Origin of the sequence: Lysinibacillus sp. NPDC097287, from assembly GCF_044761695.1 — a bacterium.
In the GTDB taxonomy this organism is placed as follows: Bacteria; Bacillota; Bacilli; order Bacillales_A; family Planococcaceae; genus Lysinibacillus.
This window is the reverse complement of the sequence record NZ_JBIWCX010000005.1, coordinates 33,705-51,989: the sequence shown is the minus strand read 5'-3', so window position 1 is coordinate 51,989 and position 18,285 is coordinate 33,705. Positions and strand designations below refer to the sequence as shown.

At 35.1% G+C, this 18,285-nt stretch carries 22 protein-coding genes; 16 read left to right on the top strand and 6 right to left on the bottom strand.

Annotated elements, in window-relative coordinates:
* Positions 1-22 precede the first annotated feature (22 nt).
* Complete coding sequence (locus ACIQ2D_RS09245; RefSeq protein ID WP_402862778.1) at positions 23-763, top strand: metallophosphoesterase family protein; 741 nt, start codon at positions 23-25, stop codon at positions 761-763.
* A gap of 23 nt (positions 764-786) precedes the next feature.
* Here the strand turns inward: ACIQ2D_RS09245 and ACIQ2D_RS09240 are convergent, their stop codons facing one another.
* Together ACIQ2D_RS09240 and ACIQ2D_RS09235 are read right to left on the bottom strand one after the other, a co-directional pair.
* The gene (locus tag ACIQ2D_RS09240; RefSeq protein ID WP_402862775.1) at positions 787-1,140 is read right to left on the bottom strand and encodes a Rossmann-fold NAD(P)-binding domain-containing protein; all 354 of its coding nucleotides are present in this window, start codon (positions 1,138-1,140) and stop codon (positions 787-789) included.
* A gap of 28 nt (positions 1,141-1,168) precedes the next feature.
* Positions 1,169-1,426: an NAD(P)-dependent oxidoreductase gene (locus ACIQ2D_RS09235; protein WP_402862772.1), complete on the bottom strand. Its 258-nt coding sequence runs from the start codon at positions 1,424-1,426 to the stop codon at positions 1,169-1,171.
* A 177-nt stretch (positions 1,427-1,603) separates the two neighbouring features.
* Here ACIQ2D_RS09235 and ACIQ2D_RS09230 point away from each other — a divergent pair, with 177 nt between their 5' ends.
* The 9 genes from ACIQ2D_RS09230 to ACIQ2D_RS09190 all read left to right on the top strand — a co-directional run bounded on the left by ACIQ2D_RS09230 (position 1,604) and on the right by ACIQ2D_RS09190 (position 9,303).
* A complete protein-coding gene (locus ACIQ2D_RS09230; protein WP_402862769.1) occupies positions 1,604-2,500 on the top strand; it encodes a DUF2268 domain-containing putative Zn-dependent protease in 897 nt (298 codons plus the stop codon).
* A 214-nt stretch (positions 2,501-2,714) separates the two neighbouring features.
* Entirely contained in the window at positions 2,715-2,996 is a 282-nt protein-coding gene (locus ACIQ2D_RS09225) for a hypothetical protein (RefSeq protein ID WP_402862766.1), read from the top strand.
* 779 nt (positions 2,997-3,775) lie between these two features.
* On the top strand, positions 3,776-4,324 hold the full coding sequence (locus tag ACIQ2D_RS09220; RefSeq protein WP_402862763.1) for a hypothetical protein: 549 nt from the start codon (positions 3,776-3,778) through the stop codon (positions 4,322-4,324).
* Between the two features lie 72 nt (positions 4,325-4,396).
* Positions 4,397-4,831 carry a GNAT family N-acetyltransferase gene (locus ACIQ2D_RS09215; RefSeq protein WP_402862760.1) on the top strand — a complete coding sequence of 145 codons (435 nt, stop codon included), beginning with the start codon at positions 4,397-4,399 and terminating at the stop codon, positions 4,829-4,831.
* 11 nt (positions 4,832-4,842) lie between these two features.
* On the top strand, positions 4,843-5,322 hold the full coding sequence (locus tag ACIQ2D_RS09210) for a nucleoside 2-deoxyribosyltransferase (RefSeq protein WP_402862757.1): 480 nt from the start codon (positions 4,843-4,845) through the stop codon (positions 5,320-5,322).
* 12 nt (positions 5,323-5,334) lie between these two features.
* Positions 5,335-5,649, top strand: coding sequence for a YbjQ family protein (locus tag ACIQ2D_RS09205; protein WP_402862754.1), 315 nt, complete (start codon positions 5,335-5,337; stop codon positions 5,647-5,649).
* A 242-nt stretch (positions 5,650-5,891) separates the two neighbouring features.
* Positions 5,892-6,869, top strand: coding sequence for a helix-turn-helix transcriptional regulator (locus tag ACIQ2D_RS09200; RefSeq protein ID WP_402862751.1), 978 nt, complete (start codon positions 5,892-5,894; stop codon positions 6,867-6,869).
* 188 nt (positions 6,870-7,057) lie between these two features.
* Complete coding sequence (locus ACIQ2D_RS09195) at positions 7,058-8,746, top strand: AAA family ATPase (RefSeq protein ID WP_402862748.1); 1,689 nt, start codon at positions 7,058-7,060, stop codon at positions 8,744-8,746.
* 107 nt (positions 8,747-8,853) lie between these two features.
* The gene (locus tag ACIQ2D_RS09190) at positions 8,854-9,303 is read left to right on the top strand and encodes a hypothetical protein (protein WP_402862745.1); all 450 of its coding nucleotides are present in this window, start codon (positions 8,854-8,856) and stop codon (positions 9,301-9,303) included.
* Positions 9,304-9,433: 130 nt separating this feature from the next.
* Here the strand turns inward: ACIQ2D_RS09190 and ACIQ2D_RS09185 are convergent, their stop codons facing one another.
* Both ACIQ2D_RS09185 and ACIQ2D_RS09180 read right to left on the bottom strand, forming a co-directional pair.
* Positions 9,434-9,781, bottom strand: a complete 348-nt coding sequence (locus ACIQ2D_RS09185; RefSeq protein WP_402862742.1) for a hypothetical protein — start codon at positions 9,779-9,781, stop codon at positions 9,434-9,436.
* Between the two features lie 189 nt (positions 9,782-9,970).
* Positions 9,971-10,231, bottom strand: coding sequence for a hypothetical protein (locus ACIQ2D_RS09180; RefSeq protein WP_402862739.1), 261 nt, complete (start codon positions 10,229-10,231; stop codon positions 9,971-9,973).
* Positions 10,232-10,748: 517 nt separating this feature from the next.
* Between ACIQ2D_RS09180 and ACIQ2D_RS09175 the strand changes: the two genes are divergently transcribed.
* From ACIQ2D_RS09175 to ACIQ2D_RS09165, 3 genes are all read left to right on the top strand, one after another.
* Positions 10,749-11,594 carry a D-alanyl-D-alanine carboxypeptidase family protein gene (locus tag ACIQ2D_RS09175; RefSeq protein ID WP_402862736.1) on the top strand — a complete coding sequence of 282 codons (846 nt, stop codon included), beginning with the start codon at positions 10,749-10,751 and terminating at the stop codon, positions 11,592-11,594.
* Entirely contained in the window at positions 11,581-11,736 is a 156-nt protein-coding gene (locus tag ACIQ2D_RS09170; protein WP_402862733.1) for a hypothetical protein, read from the top strand. Before ACIQ2D_RS09175 ends, ACIQ2D_RS09170 begins: the two co-directional genes overlap by 14 nt.
* A 281-nt stretch (positions 11,737-12,017) precedes the next feature.
* Positions 12,018-13,286, top strand: coding sequence for a polysaccharide deacetylase family protein (locus tag ACIQ2D_RS09165; protein ID WP_402862730.1), 1,269 nt, complete (start codon positions 12,018-12,020; stop codon positions 13,284-13,286).
* 52 nt (positions 13,287-13,338) lie between these two features.
* Here ACIQ2D_RS09165 and gltS read toward each other — a convergent pair whose 3' ends face one another.
* Positions 13,339-14,523 (bottom strand): sodium/glutamate symporter, encoded by a 1,185-nt coding sequence (gltS, locus tag ACIQ2D_RS09160; RefSeq protein WP_402862727.1) that lies wholly within the window; start codon positions 14,521-14,523, stop codon positions 13,339-13,341.
* Positions 14,523-15,485: a formimidoylglutamase gene (gene hutG, locus ACIQ2D_RS09155; RefSeq protein ID WP_402862724.1), complete on the bottom strand. Its 963-nt coding sequence runs from the start codon at positions 15,483-15,485 to the stop codon at positions 14,523-14,525. The genes gltS and hutG overlap by 1 nt, the downstream gene beginning before the upstream one ends.
* A 130-nt stretch (positions 15,486-15,615) precedes the next feature.
* On the opposite strand from hutG, the gene ACIQ2D_RS09150 reads away from it, so the two are divergent.
* From ACIQ2D_RS09150 to ACIQ2D_RS09140, 3 genes are all read left to right on the top strand, one after another.
* The gene (locus ACIQ2D_RS09150; protein WP_402862721.1) at positions 15,616-16,509 is read left to right on the top strand and encodes a LysR family transcriptional regulator; all 894 of its coding nucleotides are present in this window, start codon (positions 15,616-15,618) and stop codon (positions 16,507-16,509) included.
* A 342-nt stretch (positions 16,510-16,851) separates the two neighbouring features.
* Positions 16,852-17,193, top strand: coding sequence for a hypothetical protein (locus ACIQ2D_RS09145; protein ID WP_402862717.1), 342 nt, complete (start codon positions 16,852-16,854; stop codon positions 17,191-17,193).
* 12 nt (positions 17,194-17,205) lie between these two features.
* Entirely contained in the window at positions 17,206-17,946 is a 741-nt protein-coding gene (locus tag ACIQ2D_RS09140; protein WP_402862714.1) for an SDR family NAD(P)-dependent oxidoreductase, read from the top strand.
* Positions 17,947-18,285: the final 339 nt, after the last annotated feature.

The following is an 18,285-nucleotide window of genomic DNA, read 5'->3' as shown; positions in this document are numbered from 1 at the left end:
TTTTCGCGTGGAGGGTGTTCATATGATAAAAAGAAGTATTGCCATTATTTCTGATATTCACGGTAATGATTTGGCGTTAGAAGCGGTTCTGTCGGATATTTCGAATCGTAATGTCAATCTAATTTTCAATCTGGGTGATAGCTTATATGGCCCATTAAATCCATTTAGAACAGCAGAAAAGCTAATGGGCCTCAATATAACACACATTCAAGGTAATTGTGATCGAATGCTACTAGATACTACTTCACACACTACTTCTGCTACTTTAATAAGTGTAAAACGTGAACTTAGTAAAGAACACTTAAGTTGGTTATCGCAGCACTCTAAAACACTAATTGTTGAAGGGATTTTTCTGTGCCACGGTACACCAGAATCTGATGAAATTTATTTGCTAGAAGAAATGTCTGCAGAAGGTGGCATTTTGAAAAATATTACAAAAATAATGGAATCATTAAAACATATTGAACAAGAAGTAATTGTTTGTGGGCATAGTCATATCCCTAGAGTAGTTTATCTACCAGATGGAAAAATGGTCGTAAATCCTGGAAGTGTAGGTTTACCTGCATATATGGATGAATTACCTATCGCTCATAAAATGGTATCAGGGACACCGCATGCAAAGTACGCGATTTTAGAAAAATTAGAGAATGAATGGATAGTTGAACATATAGCTGTTCCATATGATTGGGAAAAAGCAGCGAATCTTGCGCTTCAGAATAACCGAGCTGATTGGGCTACTGCAATAAAATATGGTACGATTTAATATTTTGGCTGATCAAATAAACGCTAGTTGGAGATAAAGGGTGCCTGATGAATATACTTTTGATCTTTAAGCTGATTAATGATGAAAGTCGTTATATCTTGATTAGTGATTTTTGTCCCAGGTATGTCAACTAGACTTTCCTTAATGTAACTAATTTCTAAGCTATCCGAAATAAATGGAAGCCTAATGAGTGTCCATTTAATCAGCTTATTTTGTTGGAGAATTTTCCATTCTTCTTTCTTATCAGTCATCATATTTGTGTAGAAGATTTCAAACAACATAGCGCCAACTCTATTTATAATGCTCTTTTTATCACCGTCAATGGTTAAGGAACCACCTGTGACACCAATGTATCGCTCTATTTTTAAATCTTCCATTACTTTAAAGATGTTGTCAGTTACTTTGCTATAAAATAGGTTTATCTTTGATGGGCTGTCCAAAAGTATTGACAACAATTTGGCAGTCTTTTAATACGGTACGAATAGTATCTATGTTCTGCACATTACCCATCACAACTTCAATTCGTTCATCTTTATTAACTAGTTTTTCTGGATTTCTAACTAGCATACGAACTTGAAAGCCGTTTTGTAATGTCTTAGTAGCAATATGGCGACCAACCTTTCCTGTCCCACCAATGATCACTATTCTTTTAGTATTATCCATAAAGTACCTCCAAAATGATATGTAAAATTAGTGTATACGGAAAAACGAGTGTATCAGTTTCAAGTATTCTATTTTGAAACAAAAAATCTTTGATATGTTTGAAAAAGTGAGTTTCTTTTTTGTTGACTTTCACGTTACGTAATATTTTATTGTTGGAAATTGAAAGGGGTGCCAACAATGAAATTACTAATTGAAAACACGGTCGAACAATATGAAAAGTTATTCGCTATGGAGGATAATAGAGAACAGTATTTTCGGTATTCAATGATGAGTCCATTTGAAAAAATGTGGAGCACAATTAATGTTCCAATAGAAGCAAAGTCTCATAATGGATACGATGTAATAATGGCAACAAAAATGATTGGATATTTAAATGTAACGGATACCAAAAATGGAAGACTAGCTTTAAAGATTTTAAAAGAAATTCAAGCTTTACAAACAGCACATGCTACTTTGAGTAACTGTATAGAGTTTATTCAAAAGAATGATTTAAAAATAAGGACCGATGAATTGAGATTTGGATTATATATAGCTGATCCAAAAAAGTTGGAATTACAAAAAGGCTATTGTGGTTTTGGAGGTATTCCGGGATATATTCAAATAACAATTTTCCCTAATCCTAATAATATTCCAAAAATCCCTTCAGTAATTGCTCATGAATTTCATCAAAATATTCGTTTCTCATATTTTGATTGGGATCATGGAAATGTTACGCTTGGTGATTACTTAATTATTGAGGGGTTAGCGGAGTCGTTTGCAAAAGAGCTTTATGGAGAAAAATCTTTAGGACCGTGGGTTACTTCGTTTGATCAAGAAGATCTAAAATACTCAACAGAAGTGATAAAAGATATGTTAAATGTTAAAGGATTCGCAGAAGTTAGCAGTTACATGTTTGGTGACGAAATTGCAAAAGAACAGGGATATCAATCTGTAGGTCTATCACCATTTGCAGGTTATGCAGTAGGATATCAAATAGTACAGTCTTTTATGAAAAATAATAATGTAGGAATAGAGAAAGCTACCTTACTTACGACAGATGAAATTATTAGCAATTGTGGTCTGTTTACTAAATAGAAAATTTAAAATTTATACTGGGGTATTAATAAGCAATCAATAATCCTTAGAAAAAGAATAATTATTACGGATTGGTAATGTTCTTTTATTCCTTCAATTTATAGTTGAGTAAAATATTATTATAATGTATCTCCCTTGTATTATTTTTCTTGAAAAGAAGGACTATCATTAAGGTAAATAGAATCATTAGGTGTAAAGGGAGGCGGATAAAGAAATGGAAGTGGATTTACAAGAATTTGAGGGAATGAATGTGAAAGTTGTAGCGACAATCGACCAGACGCTATATAGGAATGTTGGTGCCATCATATTGTATGAAGAAGATTCACACATCTTATCCGTACGAAAGCTTAAACGTAAAATCGCCGATCGATATATACCAACAGACGAACTAGAACATTTTTCGTTTGATTCGAAAGCAGATGCCATTAAATTTACCCACAAGCTCACACGTATGAGTGCGTTAGATTATTTACTAGTAACGAATAGAGAAAAATAAGAAGTAAGTTAGCAAAAAATAGTATAGTAACGAGGCTGCCATATTGGCGGTCTTTTTTTATGAAGTAGAATTTTTTGGTGAACTTCTTCTTCAGCTACGGGCATATGTTCTACACTTTTTCGAATGATGAGGAACTCCCCTTCATGTAACCAAATATCCTTGTCTCTGAATTTAATTAACGATTCTCTTTTTATATCAAGGAACATTCATCTTCTTGTTTATGTTGATGCCAGACAAATTCACCTTTAATTTTACTAATTTCACATAAGAATTGCGGATTTCTCCTTAAAATTAAATTTTTACATGTATTTCCATATTTTCAGTTTAACTCCTCCATGATAAACCGATAAATAATAAAAAGGAAGAGGGCGATTTAAGTAAATATTTATTTAGAGTATTGAATCAATTGGTCCAGTATTATGTCAATATGGATGATATGTGTAATTAAATAGTAAATGTTTTTAAACTCAAGTGAAAAATCATTCCTATTCCAACTTCCACCAACATATAAATGTACATACTGACATATAAATAAATATATTGCGATGCTAAATTTGGTATAATGAATAGTAAAGTGTGACTATCCAAATCGAAAAAACTTCAAGTGAATTATATTCTTAAGATAAATTTAATAATTTTATTTAGAGAAAATTAAGATTTGTCGTCTATACTAAAGATAAATAGGCAACGAAGATATTAAACGAAACTATTTAGTGTATTTAAACGTATCAATAAATAGAAAAGATGGTAGACTTTAACAACTCAAGTAGGTGAAAAAAATGACTCATACGATATACATAGTATTAACTAAAACAGGGACTTTACTGTCGAAGGCAATCGGAATGTATACCGGTAAAGAAATGAATCACGCATCCGTTTCATTTGATGCAGAACTATATAATATGTACAGTTTTGGACGAAGACAATTGAACAATCCATTAAGTGGTGGTTTTTTGCGTGAAAATGCAGAAACAGGGCTACTCGAAACAGCGGATTGTGTGATTTATCGTTGCGAAGTGTCGCATTATCAGTACTTAGAAATGGTGAAAATTGTGCGCTATATGTACTGGAATCGAGATCGCTATAAATACAATTTCTTAGGGCTATTTGGGGTAGTCATGCAAAGGGAATTACGCAGAGAGCGTGCATATTTTTGCTCGCAATTTGTAGCGACAATGTTAAAAGTGGGTGGCTTGCCAGTACATCAAAATCCGGCATTTATGACACCCCATTGTATTTCAGAATTACCATATTTAGAAAAGATATTTGTTGGTAAACTGTCCGACTATATACATGCTGTTCGTTCACCAGCGATGTTATACGGATAATTCGTTAGCTTTTTATGACCTTTCTCGTTCTGTTATAATGAGCGTATAGTTGTAAAATGGGGTGAGGTTATAGTGAAGATTATTTGTATAGAGGGTGTCCCATACGAATGGCTAAAAAGTCTACAAGGAATTCATGCACAGGTTTTTGATGGAAGTAGCTTGCCGGTCGAGAAGCTTGAAAGCAAAAACGAACTATTGTGTTTACTTGCAGTTGAAGGGCAGGAAGTAGTTGGCTTCAAGCTAGGTTATAGACATCCAGATGGTGTTTTTTATAGTTGGTTAGGTGGCGTACTTGAAAGTAAGCGTGGGCAAGGAATTGCCTCTCAGCTCATGAAGTACCAACATGAACAACTTCGTGTACTAGGCTATAAAAAGGTTCGTACATATGGAAGAAATACTAAAAAAGCAATGCTTATTGTTAATATAAAACATGGCTTTTCTATTGTCTCTACATTTACCGATGAAAAAGGGCGTCATAAAATAATCTTTGAGAAATCATTAGTTTAAGGAGTTTTACAATGAAGGCATATTTAGCAAATGGATTATTTTCTTTAGGGGATCGATTAGTAAATGAGAAGCTAGCAGAGGAAATCCGCCAAGCTGTACCAGGCATTGAGTTATATGTTCCGCAAGAAAATGGTGCCATTAACGACAAATCAGCTTATGCGGATAGCTTGAGCATTGCGGAGGCAGACCTTGCCATGTTGCAGCAAAGTGATGTTTTAATTGCTGTTTTAGACGGAGTTGAAATTGATTCAGGTGTAGCGGCTGAAATTGGTGCTTTCTCTATGTTAAATCGTCCGATTGTAGGTGTATTTACGGATGTACGCCAACAGGGAAGAGATAATGTGAAGAAAATAGATGCACTTATTGCAGATGGCATGGAAAATCAGTTTGTGTACCGGAATTTATTTGTTATCGGCTTAATAAAACGCAATGGGGTAATCACAACTTCAATTGAGGACGCTGTGAAAGCGGTACAAGAAAACGTTAAGTAAGGAGGATAGACGATGTTAATGTCAACAACTGATACTTTAGCAGGTAGAGAAATTGAGGCAACATTAGGTCTAGTAAAGGGCAACTCCGTGCAATCGAGAAATGTTGGCCGTGATATTGTTGCTGGTTTACGTAATTTTGTTGGTGGTGAAATGAAAGAATATGCTGAAATGCTAATTCGTTCACGTGAAATCGCCACAAAGGGAATGGAAGAAGAAGCCCTGTATTTAGGTGCAGATGCAATTGTAGGCGTACGTTTTACAACTTCTTCAGTAATGGATGGTACTTCTGAAGTATTAGCGTATGGAACAGCAGTACGATTAAAATAAATAAATTTGAATGTGGGCTCCAATTACATAGATTGGAGCTTTTTTGTGCTTAAAATCAAGAAACGTTGCTAATTATTACGAACTATGGGTATTTTAAGTTTATTGAATTGTGATTTCCATTGTAGTTAGTATAGTACTATTATTAATATCTAAAAATTAGAAATTTATTGGTTGAAAGGACTATTGATGTCCAACCAACCTTGTATAATAGATATAGTAATTGCGAAGAAAGAGTGGGATATATGGTGGATTCACAACAAAACAAGGGTTACCGAGTCATTTCGATGTTTGATCGACTTAATGATGGGCAAGGTATAAACAAAAAACAAGAAGCATTTTCACATCAGGTGAGTGAAAAAACCATACAACGCGATTTAGATCAAATCAGAGAGTACATAGAAAAGACTAAATTAAATTGTCATATAGAGTATGACCGTATTGAAAAAGTATACCAATTAACGAATTCAGGGGAAAATTTATTATCTAAAGAGCAGGTACTTGTAATTGTAAAAATATTAATTGAGTCTAGAGCACTGCTTAAGTCGGAAATGAGTGACATTATTGACAAGCTGATTTCAACAGTTGCAGAGGACAAACAGGATTTTATCCATAATCTGATACTCAATGAAAAGCACTTGTACGTAGACTTAAATCATAAAAAAACATTACTTGGATTAATCTGGTCTATTTCTGAAGCTGTGCAAAAAAAGAAGCTCATTAAAATTCAATATTTGCGAGAAAGAGAAATAGATTCTTCTGAAAAAGTATTGAAACCATTAGGCGTTATATTTTCTGAGTATTACTTTTATTTAATAGCCTATGACAGTAAACATGAGAAGGAACTGCCAATCGTTTATCGAATTGATCGTATTCAAGATATCAAGGAGTTAGATAAGAAATTTACTGTAACTTATACAGAACGATTTCAAGAAGGTGAGTTTAGAAAACGCATACAATTTATGCATGCTGGCGAACTTATGTTAATGAAGTTTATCTTTAAAGGAACATCTCCACAAGCCGTAGTGGATCGATTACCAACTGCAAAGCTGATGAAACATGAAGATGGACAATATTATTTTGAGGCTGAAGTTTTCGGTAGAGGCATAAAAATGTGGCTGCTAAGTCAAGGTACTAATATTGAAGTGCTAGAGCCGATCGAGCTAAGAGAAGAAATGATCGAAACAATTCAAGCTATGCATAGTAATTATCAATATAAATAACAGTAATCCGATAAATTTTAAAAGTGTAACGTTAAATATTTAAAACTGCTGTGATTAGTAAGACTAGGTGTAATTTTCTATTTGGCCCCTTAGCATCCTTAGGTTAGTTTTTAGAAAATTCTATCATGTGATTTCTAAATTAACGATATAATTGTGCATATACTGATATGGTGAAAGAAGGCAATGAAATGACAGATAATCATGAAGAAAAAGAGATTTTTTACCCAGATGGTTCGGCTATGTACCGTGGAGGCGTAAAGAAAAATGATTTTGGTCACGATATTTATGATGGGAAAGGTACGATATTTGACCAAGAGGGCTATATATTATTTGAGGGTGAATTTGTTAATCACATGAAGCAAGGAAATGGCATCATGTATTTGAAGGGGCAGAAGGTCTACCACGGCGAGTTCATTCAAAATAAAAAGCAAGGAAACGGCATTTTATATAAAGAAGGTCAAAAACACTATGAAGGACATTTTCGCAATGATCTAATGGATGGTTATGGAGTCTTATATTTTGAAAAAGACGTAATTGAACCTTTTTCAGAATTACGAGCGCAGCACCCACATTTAAATCGACCTCAATTCGAGGGTGATTTTGTCCATGGTATGAAAAAAGGTAAGGGCAAACAGTATTACCCGAACGGCTTGTTGCAATACGAAGGTGATTTTATGTGGAATCGGATGCAAGGGGCTGGAAAGCTTTACCATAATACAGAAACACTAACAAATGAAGAGCTGACACAAGGTGTCACGACTTTACAATTTGACGGATATTTTTTCGAGGACATGAAACATGGCAAAGGGAAATATTATTCACGACAAGGTGTGCTAGAAGCGGAAGGTCAGTTTAAAGAGGATGACATGACAGGTAAAGGTACATTGTATTATGAAAATGGACAAGCCTCGTATATTGGTGAGCTAGTAGATGGGAAAAAGCACGGTCGCGGGGATTTTTATAATGAAGCAGGCAAAATTATTTATAGCGGCGAATTTATTCATGGTGAACGTCTACGCATAACGCCGGAAATTGAACGGGAAATCGCTAAGTTTCAGGCACAGTTAGACGGACTTGTTGGGCTTCCAAATGCAAAAAAAGAATTACATAATCTTATTAACTTTATCAAAATTCAAAGCCTACGTGTCGATCACGGCTTGACGAGTTTTCCGATTACCTATCATCTTGTGTTTTCAGGCAATCCAGGTACAGGGAAAACGACGGTAGCACGTATTATCGGGCAAATTTATAAGTATTTAGGTGTGCTCTCGAGTGGGCATTTTGTCGAAACTGATCGTGCAGGCTTAGTTGCGGGCTATGTTGGGCAAACAGCACTGAAAGTACAGGAAGTTGTGAAAAAGGCAACAGGTGGCGTGCTTTTTATCGATGAAGCCTATTCACTTGTGAATGATAAAAATGATGCTTTTGGGAAAGAAGCCATTGATAGTTTACTAAAAGCAATGGAAGATTTGCGGGATGATTTAGTCATTATTGTCGCTGGCTATACGGAATTGATGGAGGAGTTTTTACAGGCAAATCCAGGCTTTAAATCGCGTTTTAATCATTTTATACAATTCGATAATTATAGTAATGACGAGTTGTATGAGATTTTTGCGATGTTATGTAAACAAAATGATTATGTATATGGAGAATTATTCGCTAGCCATATGAAAGAACAGTTACATCAAATTCCAGTAGAAGATATGGCAAATTTTTCGAATGGTCGTTACATCCGCAATTTATTTGAAAAACTTGTGACGATTCAGTCAAACCGCTTAATTCAGCAAGAAACCATTACAAAAGATGAGCTAATGGAATTTACAGAGGTAGATATTGTTCAGGGTATTGCAGAACAGCTTTTTAACAATACATTTTAACAAAATGACCGGAATCCCATGGAATCTTTGTTGGCGTTTGGCAACTGAAAATATAATTGTATAATTAACTTATATTAGTGTATTTATTTTATAAGAACCGGGAGGCTATGGATATTCGAAAGAAAAAAAGATGGTTTCTGTTGATAGCAGTTGTGATTTGGCTCATATGGTTTTACAGTAGACCGCAAATTTCTTTGAATGAGGCTGTGCCGGAATTAGATATTGCTAGTATCCATTATGTTTATATTACAAATGGTCGTATAGTAGAATTGGATGATATGAGAGTAGAGGAAACAGAACGATTAATCTCAATACTAGACAGTTTAGCAATGAAAAAGAAAATAATTCCTAATATACCTGCTTTTAATGATGATGCTCGAATTTGGTTTAACGCAGCAAATACAGAAGGAAACTATGAAATACGAATTGACTATAAAAGAAATATCATTGGAATTACCGAGTATCCAAAGATGATGAAGCAATACATTCTTGAAGATAGTTCGGATTTATTTTCATTTGTTCAAAATCACATAAAAAACGCTAAGGTAGTCGATTAAATTCGACTACTTCATTGACTAGCTTATCTTATGGGTGATCTTTTTTATTGCATAAATGAAAATGACCTAGACGGCAATTATGCTATCTTGGTCATTTTTGTATGAGAGTCGAATATTTAAGAATGGTCATTTACTTTAATTTTCCTGTTTCAGGGTCAATTAAGTATTTAGCTAAATTTACATTCGCCCCAATAGGGCTATCAGTTACTTTCCATCCAAATACTGTTTCTACAATTCTTACGCTAGAAGTTGTGTTAATAATGTCTGATCCGTTCGTTCTAAGTAACAAATAATAAATGTCTGTTGTATCAGTCTCAGCTATATCAACTAATTGCGCTGAGGCATATGGTATGTTGTTTACTACATAATTTTCAATAGCTGTTTCACGAGAGGGGAAGTGACTCGTATATTGAAAAATTCCAAAACTAATAATGCCAACAATAAAAACACCACAAACTGAATACATTACCTTTTTCATCGTGAATTCACACCCTTCCCTAATAATGATAACATAATTTTACACATGTCTAAAATGGGTTATTTTGTATAAATATACAACAAAGACCATGTACTCATTGGTTTGCCTAGTCTGTTTTATTTCAAAAATCAATAATTCATTTTTAACACTCTAATAATTAGTGAAATTCCTAAAAGATGAATAAAAAAGTTACTTGTTTGAGTGAATTAATTCAACAATTTCACCTTTTCTCAGGGGGCCATTTTTACAAAATGGGTCATTCATTTCAACTAGTATTACGTATGGAACCAAGTCAGCATATTTTTGACCCAATGTATTCCAATCTGTGCCGATATAAGCATCCGTTTGCCCAATCATCATAATACTATCTTTAACAATTTCTAAATCGGCGATTATATCCGTCCATGTAACCGCGGCGCCCTCCACATCTGAACGTTCAGGAGCTTCCATTGCGTAGAAAGTATTTGCAAACTTTATAAAGTCGTTAGACTCGAATGCTTCAATTGTAGCATTTTGCTCTTTTGACAGTCCTTCTTCTTCCTCAACTGTAACAAGTCTTTCTTTTACTTCTGCCGGTTCTGCAGCAGGCGTTCCTTACTTATAGGATACAAAACAAGACCACTCCATGTGATGGGTGGTCTTATTTTTGTGCTGTTTTTAGGATTCAATGTTTAATAGCCTTCCCAATTAATATATAAAGTAATAAATAAAGTAAGAAATTCTTAAGGAAGACCATAGCTAAAAAATAAGATTTTAATTCTATAATTTAAGAATATAATCGATAAAGTTAATTATTAGATCATCTAAATATGAAGCAATCGTTTTATATAACGTGCCGAAATTGTTTGAAAAAGTATGAAATGTAATGAAAAGTGAAACTCTAGAAACATTGATTTAATTCACTTTCAATATCAAAGCATAAAGTTAGAAAGTGTTCATTATTATAATAAGTGATAGGAGGAGTTTTATGAAAAAATTATTTTTACTTTGCTGTCTATGTGTGGCAGCATTTTTCTTATATGCAAATAAATCAACCGAAAATGTTGATGCAGATATTGATGTCGAAATACCTTCTTTGCATAGTCAAAATGCGATTTTGTTAGATGAAAGCGGACAGTCATTATATGAGAAAAATGCAGATGCTATAATCTATCCAGCGTCATTAACAAAAATTATGACTGCAATTGTCGCTATTGAAGAAAGCGACGATTTGCAAAAGCATACGATGATTGATCCACAAACAATTTCGACATTTACGGCGCAAAATGCTTCGATGGCTGGCTTTAAAGGTGGAGATTTTGTAACGGTAGAGGACTTATTGTATGGAACAGTTCTTCCTTCTGGAGCAGATGCTACAGCAACTTTAGCCAAAGTTATTGCTGGTAGTGAAGCTGATTTTGTGTCACTAATGAATGACAAGGCACGTGAACTTGGTATGAATGATACACATTTTGTCAATGCGAGCGGGCTTCATGATGTTGAGCACGTGTCGAGTGTACGTGATATAAGTAAGTTATTTCGCTATGCGTTAGAAAATCCGCTGTTTTATAAAATCCTGACAACGAGAAGCTATGTAACTGAGGTACCTAATGAGCTAGTTATGTCTAGCACATTATTCACGAAATTACCTGGTGTTGAAAATGCGATTTTAGGTGGGAAAACGGGCTATACACCAGAAGCGGGGCTTTGTTTAGCTTCACTGCTTGAGAAAAACGGAAACCATTATTTACTTATAACTACGAATGCAACAGGTAATATACGATCAGAGCCACTTCATGTTCAGGATGCTTTAAACGTACATGCAGCACTTTAGCGTGGTATTTACCGAACGGACCTTTAATAAATGGTTTGATACAGCAAGTATAATGAAAGAAACAATCGTGTATAATGCTATGATGGCTGCAATATTTGTACCAAATGAGAATGTTTATGCGTTTAATATTGATGTCGTTTGAAACGATCGTAGCAAAGTTTATTCAGTAACATGAATGTGTGATCCGTAGATACGCAAAAGACACCACGTACCAAAAGTCATTCTTCAGTATGTTTCCACTTTCAAAATCGTGAATTAAACACTTTTCTAAGATATGTTCTATTATAAAAATTCACAATTTAATCGATAAATACTATTTTCTGGCACTGGAAATTATTTTATAATATAAATAACAATCCAGTTGTCAGAAAATTCATTCGGAAAATACAACTTAGAATGCGGTATAAGGATGGTGTAGTGGAAATGGAAAAATTTTTATCAATTAGTACATTTTTAGCAATTGTCATTTGTGTTATGTTGACGGGAAAGACTGAGGCACAAGCAAGTGGAACGGCTGGTATCCATCAAGTTATCGAAACATCTTTACCTGTCTATCTAGATTCATCAGAAGAAAGTAGTGTCGTAGGTTATTTAACACAAGGAGATTTCGTTACGGCTGAGAGCTCGCAATCAGACTGGACATATATTCATGCTAACCGGTATACAGGGTACGTGCTCAACTCAGGTATAACGATAGCAAAACCAACTAGTTATATTGTTAACAAAAAAGAAGGCACTAATTTATATACATATCCAAGTCCAAATGCACAAAAAAATGGAACATTGTTTGATAAAAGTATTGTAAATGTATATGGCACAGCACCAGGTGGATGGTCGTTTGTCCAATATGGGCATCAAATCGGCTTTGTGGCATCTAATTCACTAAAGTTACCAACTACAACCAAAAAAAGAGTAAATGCTGTTAAAGGCGCTCAGGTACATCTTACTGCAAGTCCTAGTTCAGAAGTGCTTGGCACAATCACTCATGAAACTGTTGTTGAGCAATATACAATAATTGCAGGGTGGGCATATGTAGAAGCGGGTGAACAAAAGGGCTATGTGAAGGCTTTGGAACTTACAAATCTAGTTTCACTAGGGAATAAGGCATATAATAATGGGGTTGCAGCAGCTAAGGGGCAGACAAAGAGAGTAGCGTTAACCTTCGATGATGGTCCTGATGCGAAAGTGACACCACAAATTTTAGCTGTTCTGAAAAAGTACGAGGCGAAAGCAACATTTTTTATGGTCGGAAGAAATGTGCTGAAAAATCAATCGATTGTACAGCAAATGTATGAAGATGGACATGAAATTGGAAATCATACTTGGAACCATCCGAAGTTAACGAAGTTGTCTAATGACAGCGTGAAACAAGAGGTGGACTATACAAGTAATGCTATTTACAAGGCGATTGGTCAAAATCCAACAGTATTCCGTCCACCATACGGAGCAACAAGCAATCAAGTACGTTCCGTCATTTCTATGCCGACTATTTTATGGTCAGTAGATACACTTGATTGGAAACATCGTAATGCCGATAAACTTTTATCGTATGTGAAAGCATCAGCAAAAGACGGTAGCATTATTTTAATGCATGACATTCACCAATCAACTGCCAATGGGTTAGAGAATGTAATACTTTATTTGCAAAAACAAGGCTATGAACTTGTGACAGTCAGTGAGATTCTACAATAATATTAAAAAAGCCGTGCAATTATCTAGTACTAGACAATTGCACGGCTTTTAATTATTGAAATAAATTGATTGTAGTAATAATGATTGGAATTCCGAATAAGTCGATTAAAAACGCGCCAACAATTGGAACAATCAGGAATGCTTTTTGAGATGGTCCATATCGTTGAGTAATTGCTGCCATATTCGCCATAGCATTTGGCGCTGCCCCTAAGCCATGTCCAGCAAATCCAGCAATCATTACCGCTGCATCGTAATTTTTCCCAAATATCTTGAATAACACAAATATACTAAACACTACGATAAATAATACTTGAGCAAATACAATGATAAATAGAGGTAAAGCTAAATCAGCTATTTCCCATAGCTTAACGCTCATTAAAGCCATCGATAGGAAAATCCCTAATGTGATATCACCAATGAGTGAAATGCTTTTCATATTAACAGCATTAGGTTTTACTTTGTCCATAATATTACGAACGAGTACTGCTACAAACATCGCACCGACATAGCTTGGTAATACAAAGCCAGTAGCTTCTGAGAATAATGCCCCAACATATGTACCTGCAGCCATGCTGAAAGTGATTAATAGCACTTGTGTAAAGAAAGAATCAGTAGTAATTTCTTCATTTTTATTTTCAAAGTCTACTTCTGCTGTTTCCTGATCATCTGGTGTCAAATCATATTTATTTATTAAGTACTTAACAATCGGTCCGCCAATTAAGCCACCAGCTACTAAACCACAAGTTGCAGCAGCAGCACCGATCGTCATAGCTGAAGAAATACCTAAATCTTCTAATGTTTGTCCGAAAGCTGCAGCAGATCCATGCCCACCCTCCATCGAAACAGCACCAGCCATCATCCCGATTAACGGATCAAGACCCATTAGTGAAGCGAGTGATACACCAATGACATTTTGCATTAATGCAAGAACACCACAAGCTAACCAATAGATGATTAATAGTTTACCGCCAAGTTTTATGAGCTTAAAGCTAGCGCCCAAACCGATTGTAGTGAAAAATGTAATCATAAATAAGCTTTGTAAAGAAGTATCAAGTGATATTTCTAACGTTCCTGTTGTTTTTAACAGTGTTGCTAATGCTGCAAAAAGTAAACCACCTACAACTGGTGCAGGAATACAGAAACGCTTTAAAAAGCTTACTTTGTTAATTAAATATGTACCCAATGCGAAAAGGGCAACTGCTAAAAATATTGTTGTGATTTGATTAAATGCTATCATTAGCCATTCCCCCTAATTAAATTGTTTAGTGCTTCATAGATAAAATAGGCACCTAGTTTGACTGTTCTTCCGTTTTCATCAAGTGATGGGTTGACTTCACAAATATCAAAAGAGTGTGTATGTGGGTGTGAAGTGACTTTTTGAATGATTGAACGTACTGTTTTTGGCTCAAGTCCAAACGGTGAAGGCGCGCTAACACCTGGAGCAAATGCTGCATTCAATACATCCATACATAATGTTAGAAGGATATAATCGTGGCTATCCATAAATTGTTGTAATTGATTCATGATTTGTGTGTGGTTTTCAGCAGTTAAATCATCTTCTAAAACAAATTCTACTTGTAGCTCACGTGCTTTTTCGAATAGCTCATTTGTATTGCCGTAACGTTGGATGCCGAGAACAAAGTAATCTGTATGTGGATCTTGCTCTAGAATTTGACGGAACATTGTGCCAGACGATGGTTGCACTTCATAAGATCGTAAATCAAAATGTGCATCGATATTTATAATCCCGATTTTTGCATCTTTCGGTAACGAAGCACGAACCCCTAAATAATGTCCATACAATGTTTCATGACCACCACCGAGTACGATACACTTGGCTTTTTTGTTTCGTAATATTTCGACGATTTCACCAAGTTCTTGCTGTGCCTCTTCTAAAGCATGATTTAAACAAAGAACATTACCGACATCTACAATTTGTTGCCCATCTTGAAATGTCCAAGGTAAGCTTGATAATGCTTCACGAAGAGCATTTGGTCCATGAGCTGCACCAAGTCTTCCTTGATTACGACGGACACCTTCATCACATATAAATCCGACAATCCCAGCTTGTGGTTTTTCTGAAGCGATTACGTCATTAATAGGAACACGTTTTACTTCTTGATGAAGACGGAAACTATTTGCATTCGTTGTTGAGTCTATTCGACCTTGCCACTGTTTTTTATCGGTCATTGTATACATGTGCTTATCAACTCCATTAAACAAGTTTTGTGTAGTGTTAATTCATTATATATTCGTAAAATTATTATTACTAATATATAATTGTTATTGTTATATAGTTTTTAACTATAAATGAGGAGATGAGTTACTTATGGATTTAAAGCAATTACAATATTTTGTCTCCGTTATAGAGCATATGAATTTCTCGAAGGCCGCTGAAAAACTACATATTTCACAGCCATCATTAAGTAATGCCATTAAGAAATTAGAACATGAAATTGGTTCGCCGTTACTCGAAAGGAATACGAGAAATCTTCATTTAACAGAAGCAGGTCAACTGCTATATGAAAGGGCTATAGTAGTTCTGAAAAATATAGAAATTTTAAAATTAGAAATAGATGAAGTAGTAGTACATGGTACGAGTGAAATTACTATTGGCGTGATGGACTCCATTAAGTATTGGCTACCGAAAGTTATTGCCGAATATAAAAATAGATATCCAAAAATGGTGTTTCATTTAGTTGATATTTTAGGAAGCGAACTCGTTATAAATTCACTTAAAAGCTATAAAACGCATTTAGTTATTACCAATCAATTAATTGACGAAGCAGATTTGGAAGTGAAATGTTTGTACGAGGAACGTCTTGTAGCAGTTTTACCTTTGAATCATCCATTAGTTGAAAAGGATAAACTAACGATTGCGGATATTAGTAAAGAGCCATTCATCATAAGTAAGGAAGGCTTTCAAACGAGGCAGAATATATTGAATGCGTTTGAAAAGGATGGAATGGATATTAATATTCAATTTGAAATAGAGCGTTTAGAAACTGCGGTGTCACTTGTTCGAGAGAACCTAGGCATTTCGATTTTACCTGAAAAATATTTACAAGGTCCAACTGCAAAGACAATTGTACTAAAAGAAATTGATAGTGCCTATTTGAGACGAAATGTTTACTTAGTTTATATGAAAAATCGTCATCTCCCGCTTGCTATTCATCAATTATTTGATGAGATAGAACTTTTTCTTAGTGAGAAAACTAGTTAGTTTTTGAGTTAAATATTTATTAGTATTGTTTCCAGGAATCGAATTCTCTCTAAAGTACTATTTTCTCTTTTAATAATAATTTTATACAAAAGATAATTGATTTAAGTGGAAAGTAGCTGTAACATTTAATGTAAGAATAAAGTGAATATTCATTCGTTTAGATATAGATGTTAAACAAAGAGAGCGTTCTTGGACCTGTAGCAAAGAAGGTACATGATATGGGATAAGTATTCAAGTATTGTTCAGCACTGCATCCATATTTTCGGCAGTGACAAAGTCTTACATTTATTATAGAAGGAAGTGCTATAATTGGGGGAGACTTCTTCTTGGTGGAGCGCAAAAATGGCATTGCACTCGATTACATTTCCGGAAGGTACGAACAACACCCAGATACTAGTGAAACAGATTTCTGAAAAAATACCTGATTCACTTGTAGGACAGCCGATTACGACTTTGTCAGGCTTTTATACCCGAGAAGAATTCATTTCGCGTTATGCTGAGAAAAGCGGGCGTGAAGTGTCAACCATCAATACCTATATTAAGTTTGTATACATTAAATTGGCAGTATTCTGTCAGCAAATATATTATCGTTATGCGAAAGGGCAAACACAAGATGATCGTTTTGCGCAAATGGATAAAATGGTCGCAGTACTTATTAAGCAAGTATCTAGAGCAATCGATTAAAGGAGGACTTTCATGCGTTTGAAAGATAAGGTAGCTATTGTTACAGGGGGCGCAAGCGGCATTGGTTATGCGGCGGTGAAGCGTTTTATTGAAGAAGGGGCTAAAGTAGTCATTGTTGATATCGATCAGACTAAAGGAAATGGTTTAGAAGCGTTCCATGAAATGCGTGGTGACGAAGTATCTTTTGTAACAGTAGATGTCTCTAATCGTAAAAGTGTGGACCAAATGGTAGCTAAGGTCATAGAATTATATGGCACCATCGATATTTTAATTAATAATGCTGGCATTACACAAGATGGGATGTTTTTAAAAATGTCCGAAGAAGCGTTTCAACGTGTAATGGACGTGAACGTGAAGGGCGTCTTTAACTGTACGCAAGCTGTATTACCACATATGTTAGAAAAGGGACGTGGCAAAATCGTCAATACAGCATCTGTGAGTGGTGTTTATGGTAATGTTGGACAAACGAATTATGCAGCATCGAAAGCTGCTATTATTGGAATCACAAAAACGTGGGCGAAAGAATTTGGACGGAAGGGCATTAATGTCAATGCAGTCGCACCTGGCTTTACACGTACTGATATGGTGGAAAAAATCCCCGATGAAATTGCTGCGCGTATGCTTGATGTTATATCACTTGCACGCATGGCAGAACCTGAAGACATTGCCAACGCTTACTTATACTTAGCCTCTGATGAAGCAAGCTATGTTCACGGGCATATATTAAACGTGGATGGCGGCATTATGATGTAAGAAAATGCGACAACTCTACTATATAGGTATTCGATTTGATATTTTCAAAAAAATCCTGTTTCTAATTAACAGGATTTTTTTATTTTGCAAAAAGAACACAAAATGAATCAATTTCATAATTCATATTTTCATCATCAAATAAGAACATTACAAAGATAAAAATATGATTATTCGCATCGTTACGCTACAGGCGGACGCTTTCGGGGGGCAAGCACCGAGCCGCTTCCTTCGCTACGCTCAGTCCAGGATCTCAGTTCGCTTGTTGCTGGCACATAAAACATCTGCTTTTCCAGCTGGAGTCGCCGCCTTCCGCTCCAAATAAATGTTCGTTTTTCTTGT

Excerpts from the sequence above, each read along its gene's own strand:
- ACIQ2D_RS09245 (WP_402862778.1), top strand. The coding sequence starts at position 23 with ATGATAAAAAGAAGTATTGCCATTATTTCTGATATTCACGGTAATGAT.
- ACIQ2D_RS09240 (WP_402862775.1), bottom strand. The coding sequence starts at position 1,140 with ATGGAAGATTTAAAAATAGAGCGATACATTGGTGTCACAGGTGGTTCC.
- ACIQ2D_RS09235 (WP_402862772.1), bottom strand. The coding sequence starts at position 1,426 with ATGGATAATACTAAAAGAATAGTGATCATTGGTGGGACAGGAAAGGTT.
- ACIQ2D_RS09230 (WP_402862769.1), top strand. The coding sequence starts at position 1,604 with ATGAAATTACTAATTGAAAACACGGTCGAACAATATGAAAAGTTATTC.
- ACIQ2D_RS09225 (WP_402862766.1), top strand. The coding sequence starts at position 2,715 with ATGGAAGTGGATTTACAAGAATTTGAGGGAATGAATGTGAAAGTTGTA.
- ACIQ2D_RS09220 (WP_402862763.1), top strand. The coding sequence starts at position 3,776 with ATGACTCATACGATATACATAGTATTAACTAAAACAGGGACTTTACTG.
- ACIQ2D_RS09210 (WP_402862757.1), top strand. The coding sequence starts at position 4,843 with ATGAAGGCATATTTAGCAAATGGATTATTTTCTTTAGGGGATCGATTA.
- ACIQ2D_RS09205 (WP_402862754.1), top strand. The coding sequence starts at position 5,335 with ATGTTAATGTCAACAACTGATACTTTAGCAGGTAGAGAAATTGAGGCA.
- ACIQ2D_RS09200 (WP_402862751.1), top strand. The coding sequence starts at position 5,892 with ATGGTGGATTCACAACAAAACAAGGGTTACCGAGTCATTTCGATGTTT.
- ACIQ2D_RS09195 (WP_402862748.1), top strand. The coding sequence starts at position 7,058 with ATGACAGATAATCATGAAGAAAAAGAGATTTTTTACCCAGATGGTTCG.
- ACIQ2D_RS09190 (WP_402862745.1), top strand. The coding sequence starts at position 8,854 with ATGGATATTCGAAAGAAAAAAAGATGGTTTCTGTTGATAGCAGTTGTG.
- ACIQ2D_RS09185 (WP_402862742.1), bottom strand. The coding sequence starts at position 9,781 with ATGAAAAAGGTAATGTATTCAGTTTGTGGTGTTTTTATTGTTGGCATT.
- ACIQ2D_RS09180 (WP_402862739.1), bottom strand. The coding sequence starts at position 10,231 with ATGGAAGCTCCTGAACGTTCAGATGTGGAGGGCGCCGCGGTTACATGG.
- ACIQ2D_RS09175 (WP_402862736.1), top strand. The coding sequence starts at position 10,749 with ATGAAAAAATTATTTTTACTTTGCTGTCTATGTGTGGCAGCATTTTTC.
- ACIQ2D_RS09170 (WP_402862733.1), top strand. The coding sequence starts at position 11,581 with ATGCAGCACTTTAGCGTGGTATTTACCGAACGGACCTTTAATAAATGG.
- ACIQ2D_RS09165 (WP_402862730.1), top strand. The coding sequence starts at position 12,018 with ATGGAAAAATTTTTATCAATTAGTACATTTTTAGCAATTGTCATTTGT.
- gltS (WP_402862727.1), bottom strand. The coding sequence starts at position 14,523 with ATGATAGCATTTAATCAAATCACAACAATATTTTTAGCAGTTGCCCTT.
- hutG (WP_402862724.1), bottom strand. The coding sequence starts at position 15,485 with ATGTATACAATGACCGATAAAAAACAGTGGCAAGGTCGAATAGACTCA.
- ACIQ2D_RS09150 (WP_402862721.1), top strand. The coding sequence starts at position 15,616 with ATGGATTTAAAGCAATTACAATATTTTGTCTCCGTTATAGAGCATATG.
- ACIQ2D_RS09145 (WP_402862717.1), top strand. The coding sequence starts at position 16,852 with ATGGCATTGCACTCGATTACATTTCCGGAAGGTACGAACAACACCCAG.
- ACIQ2D_RS09140 (WP_402862714.1), top strand. The coding sequence starts at position 17,206 with ATGCGTTTGAAAGATAAGGTAGCTATTGTTACAGGGGGCGCAAGCGGC.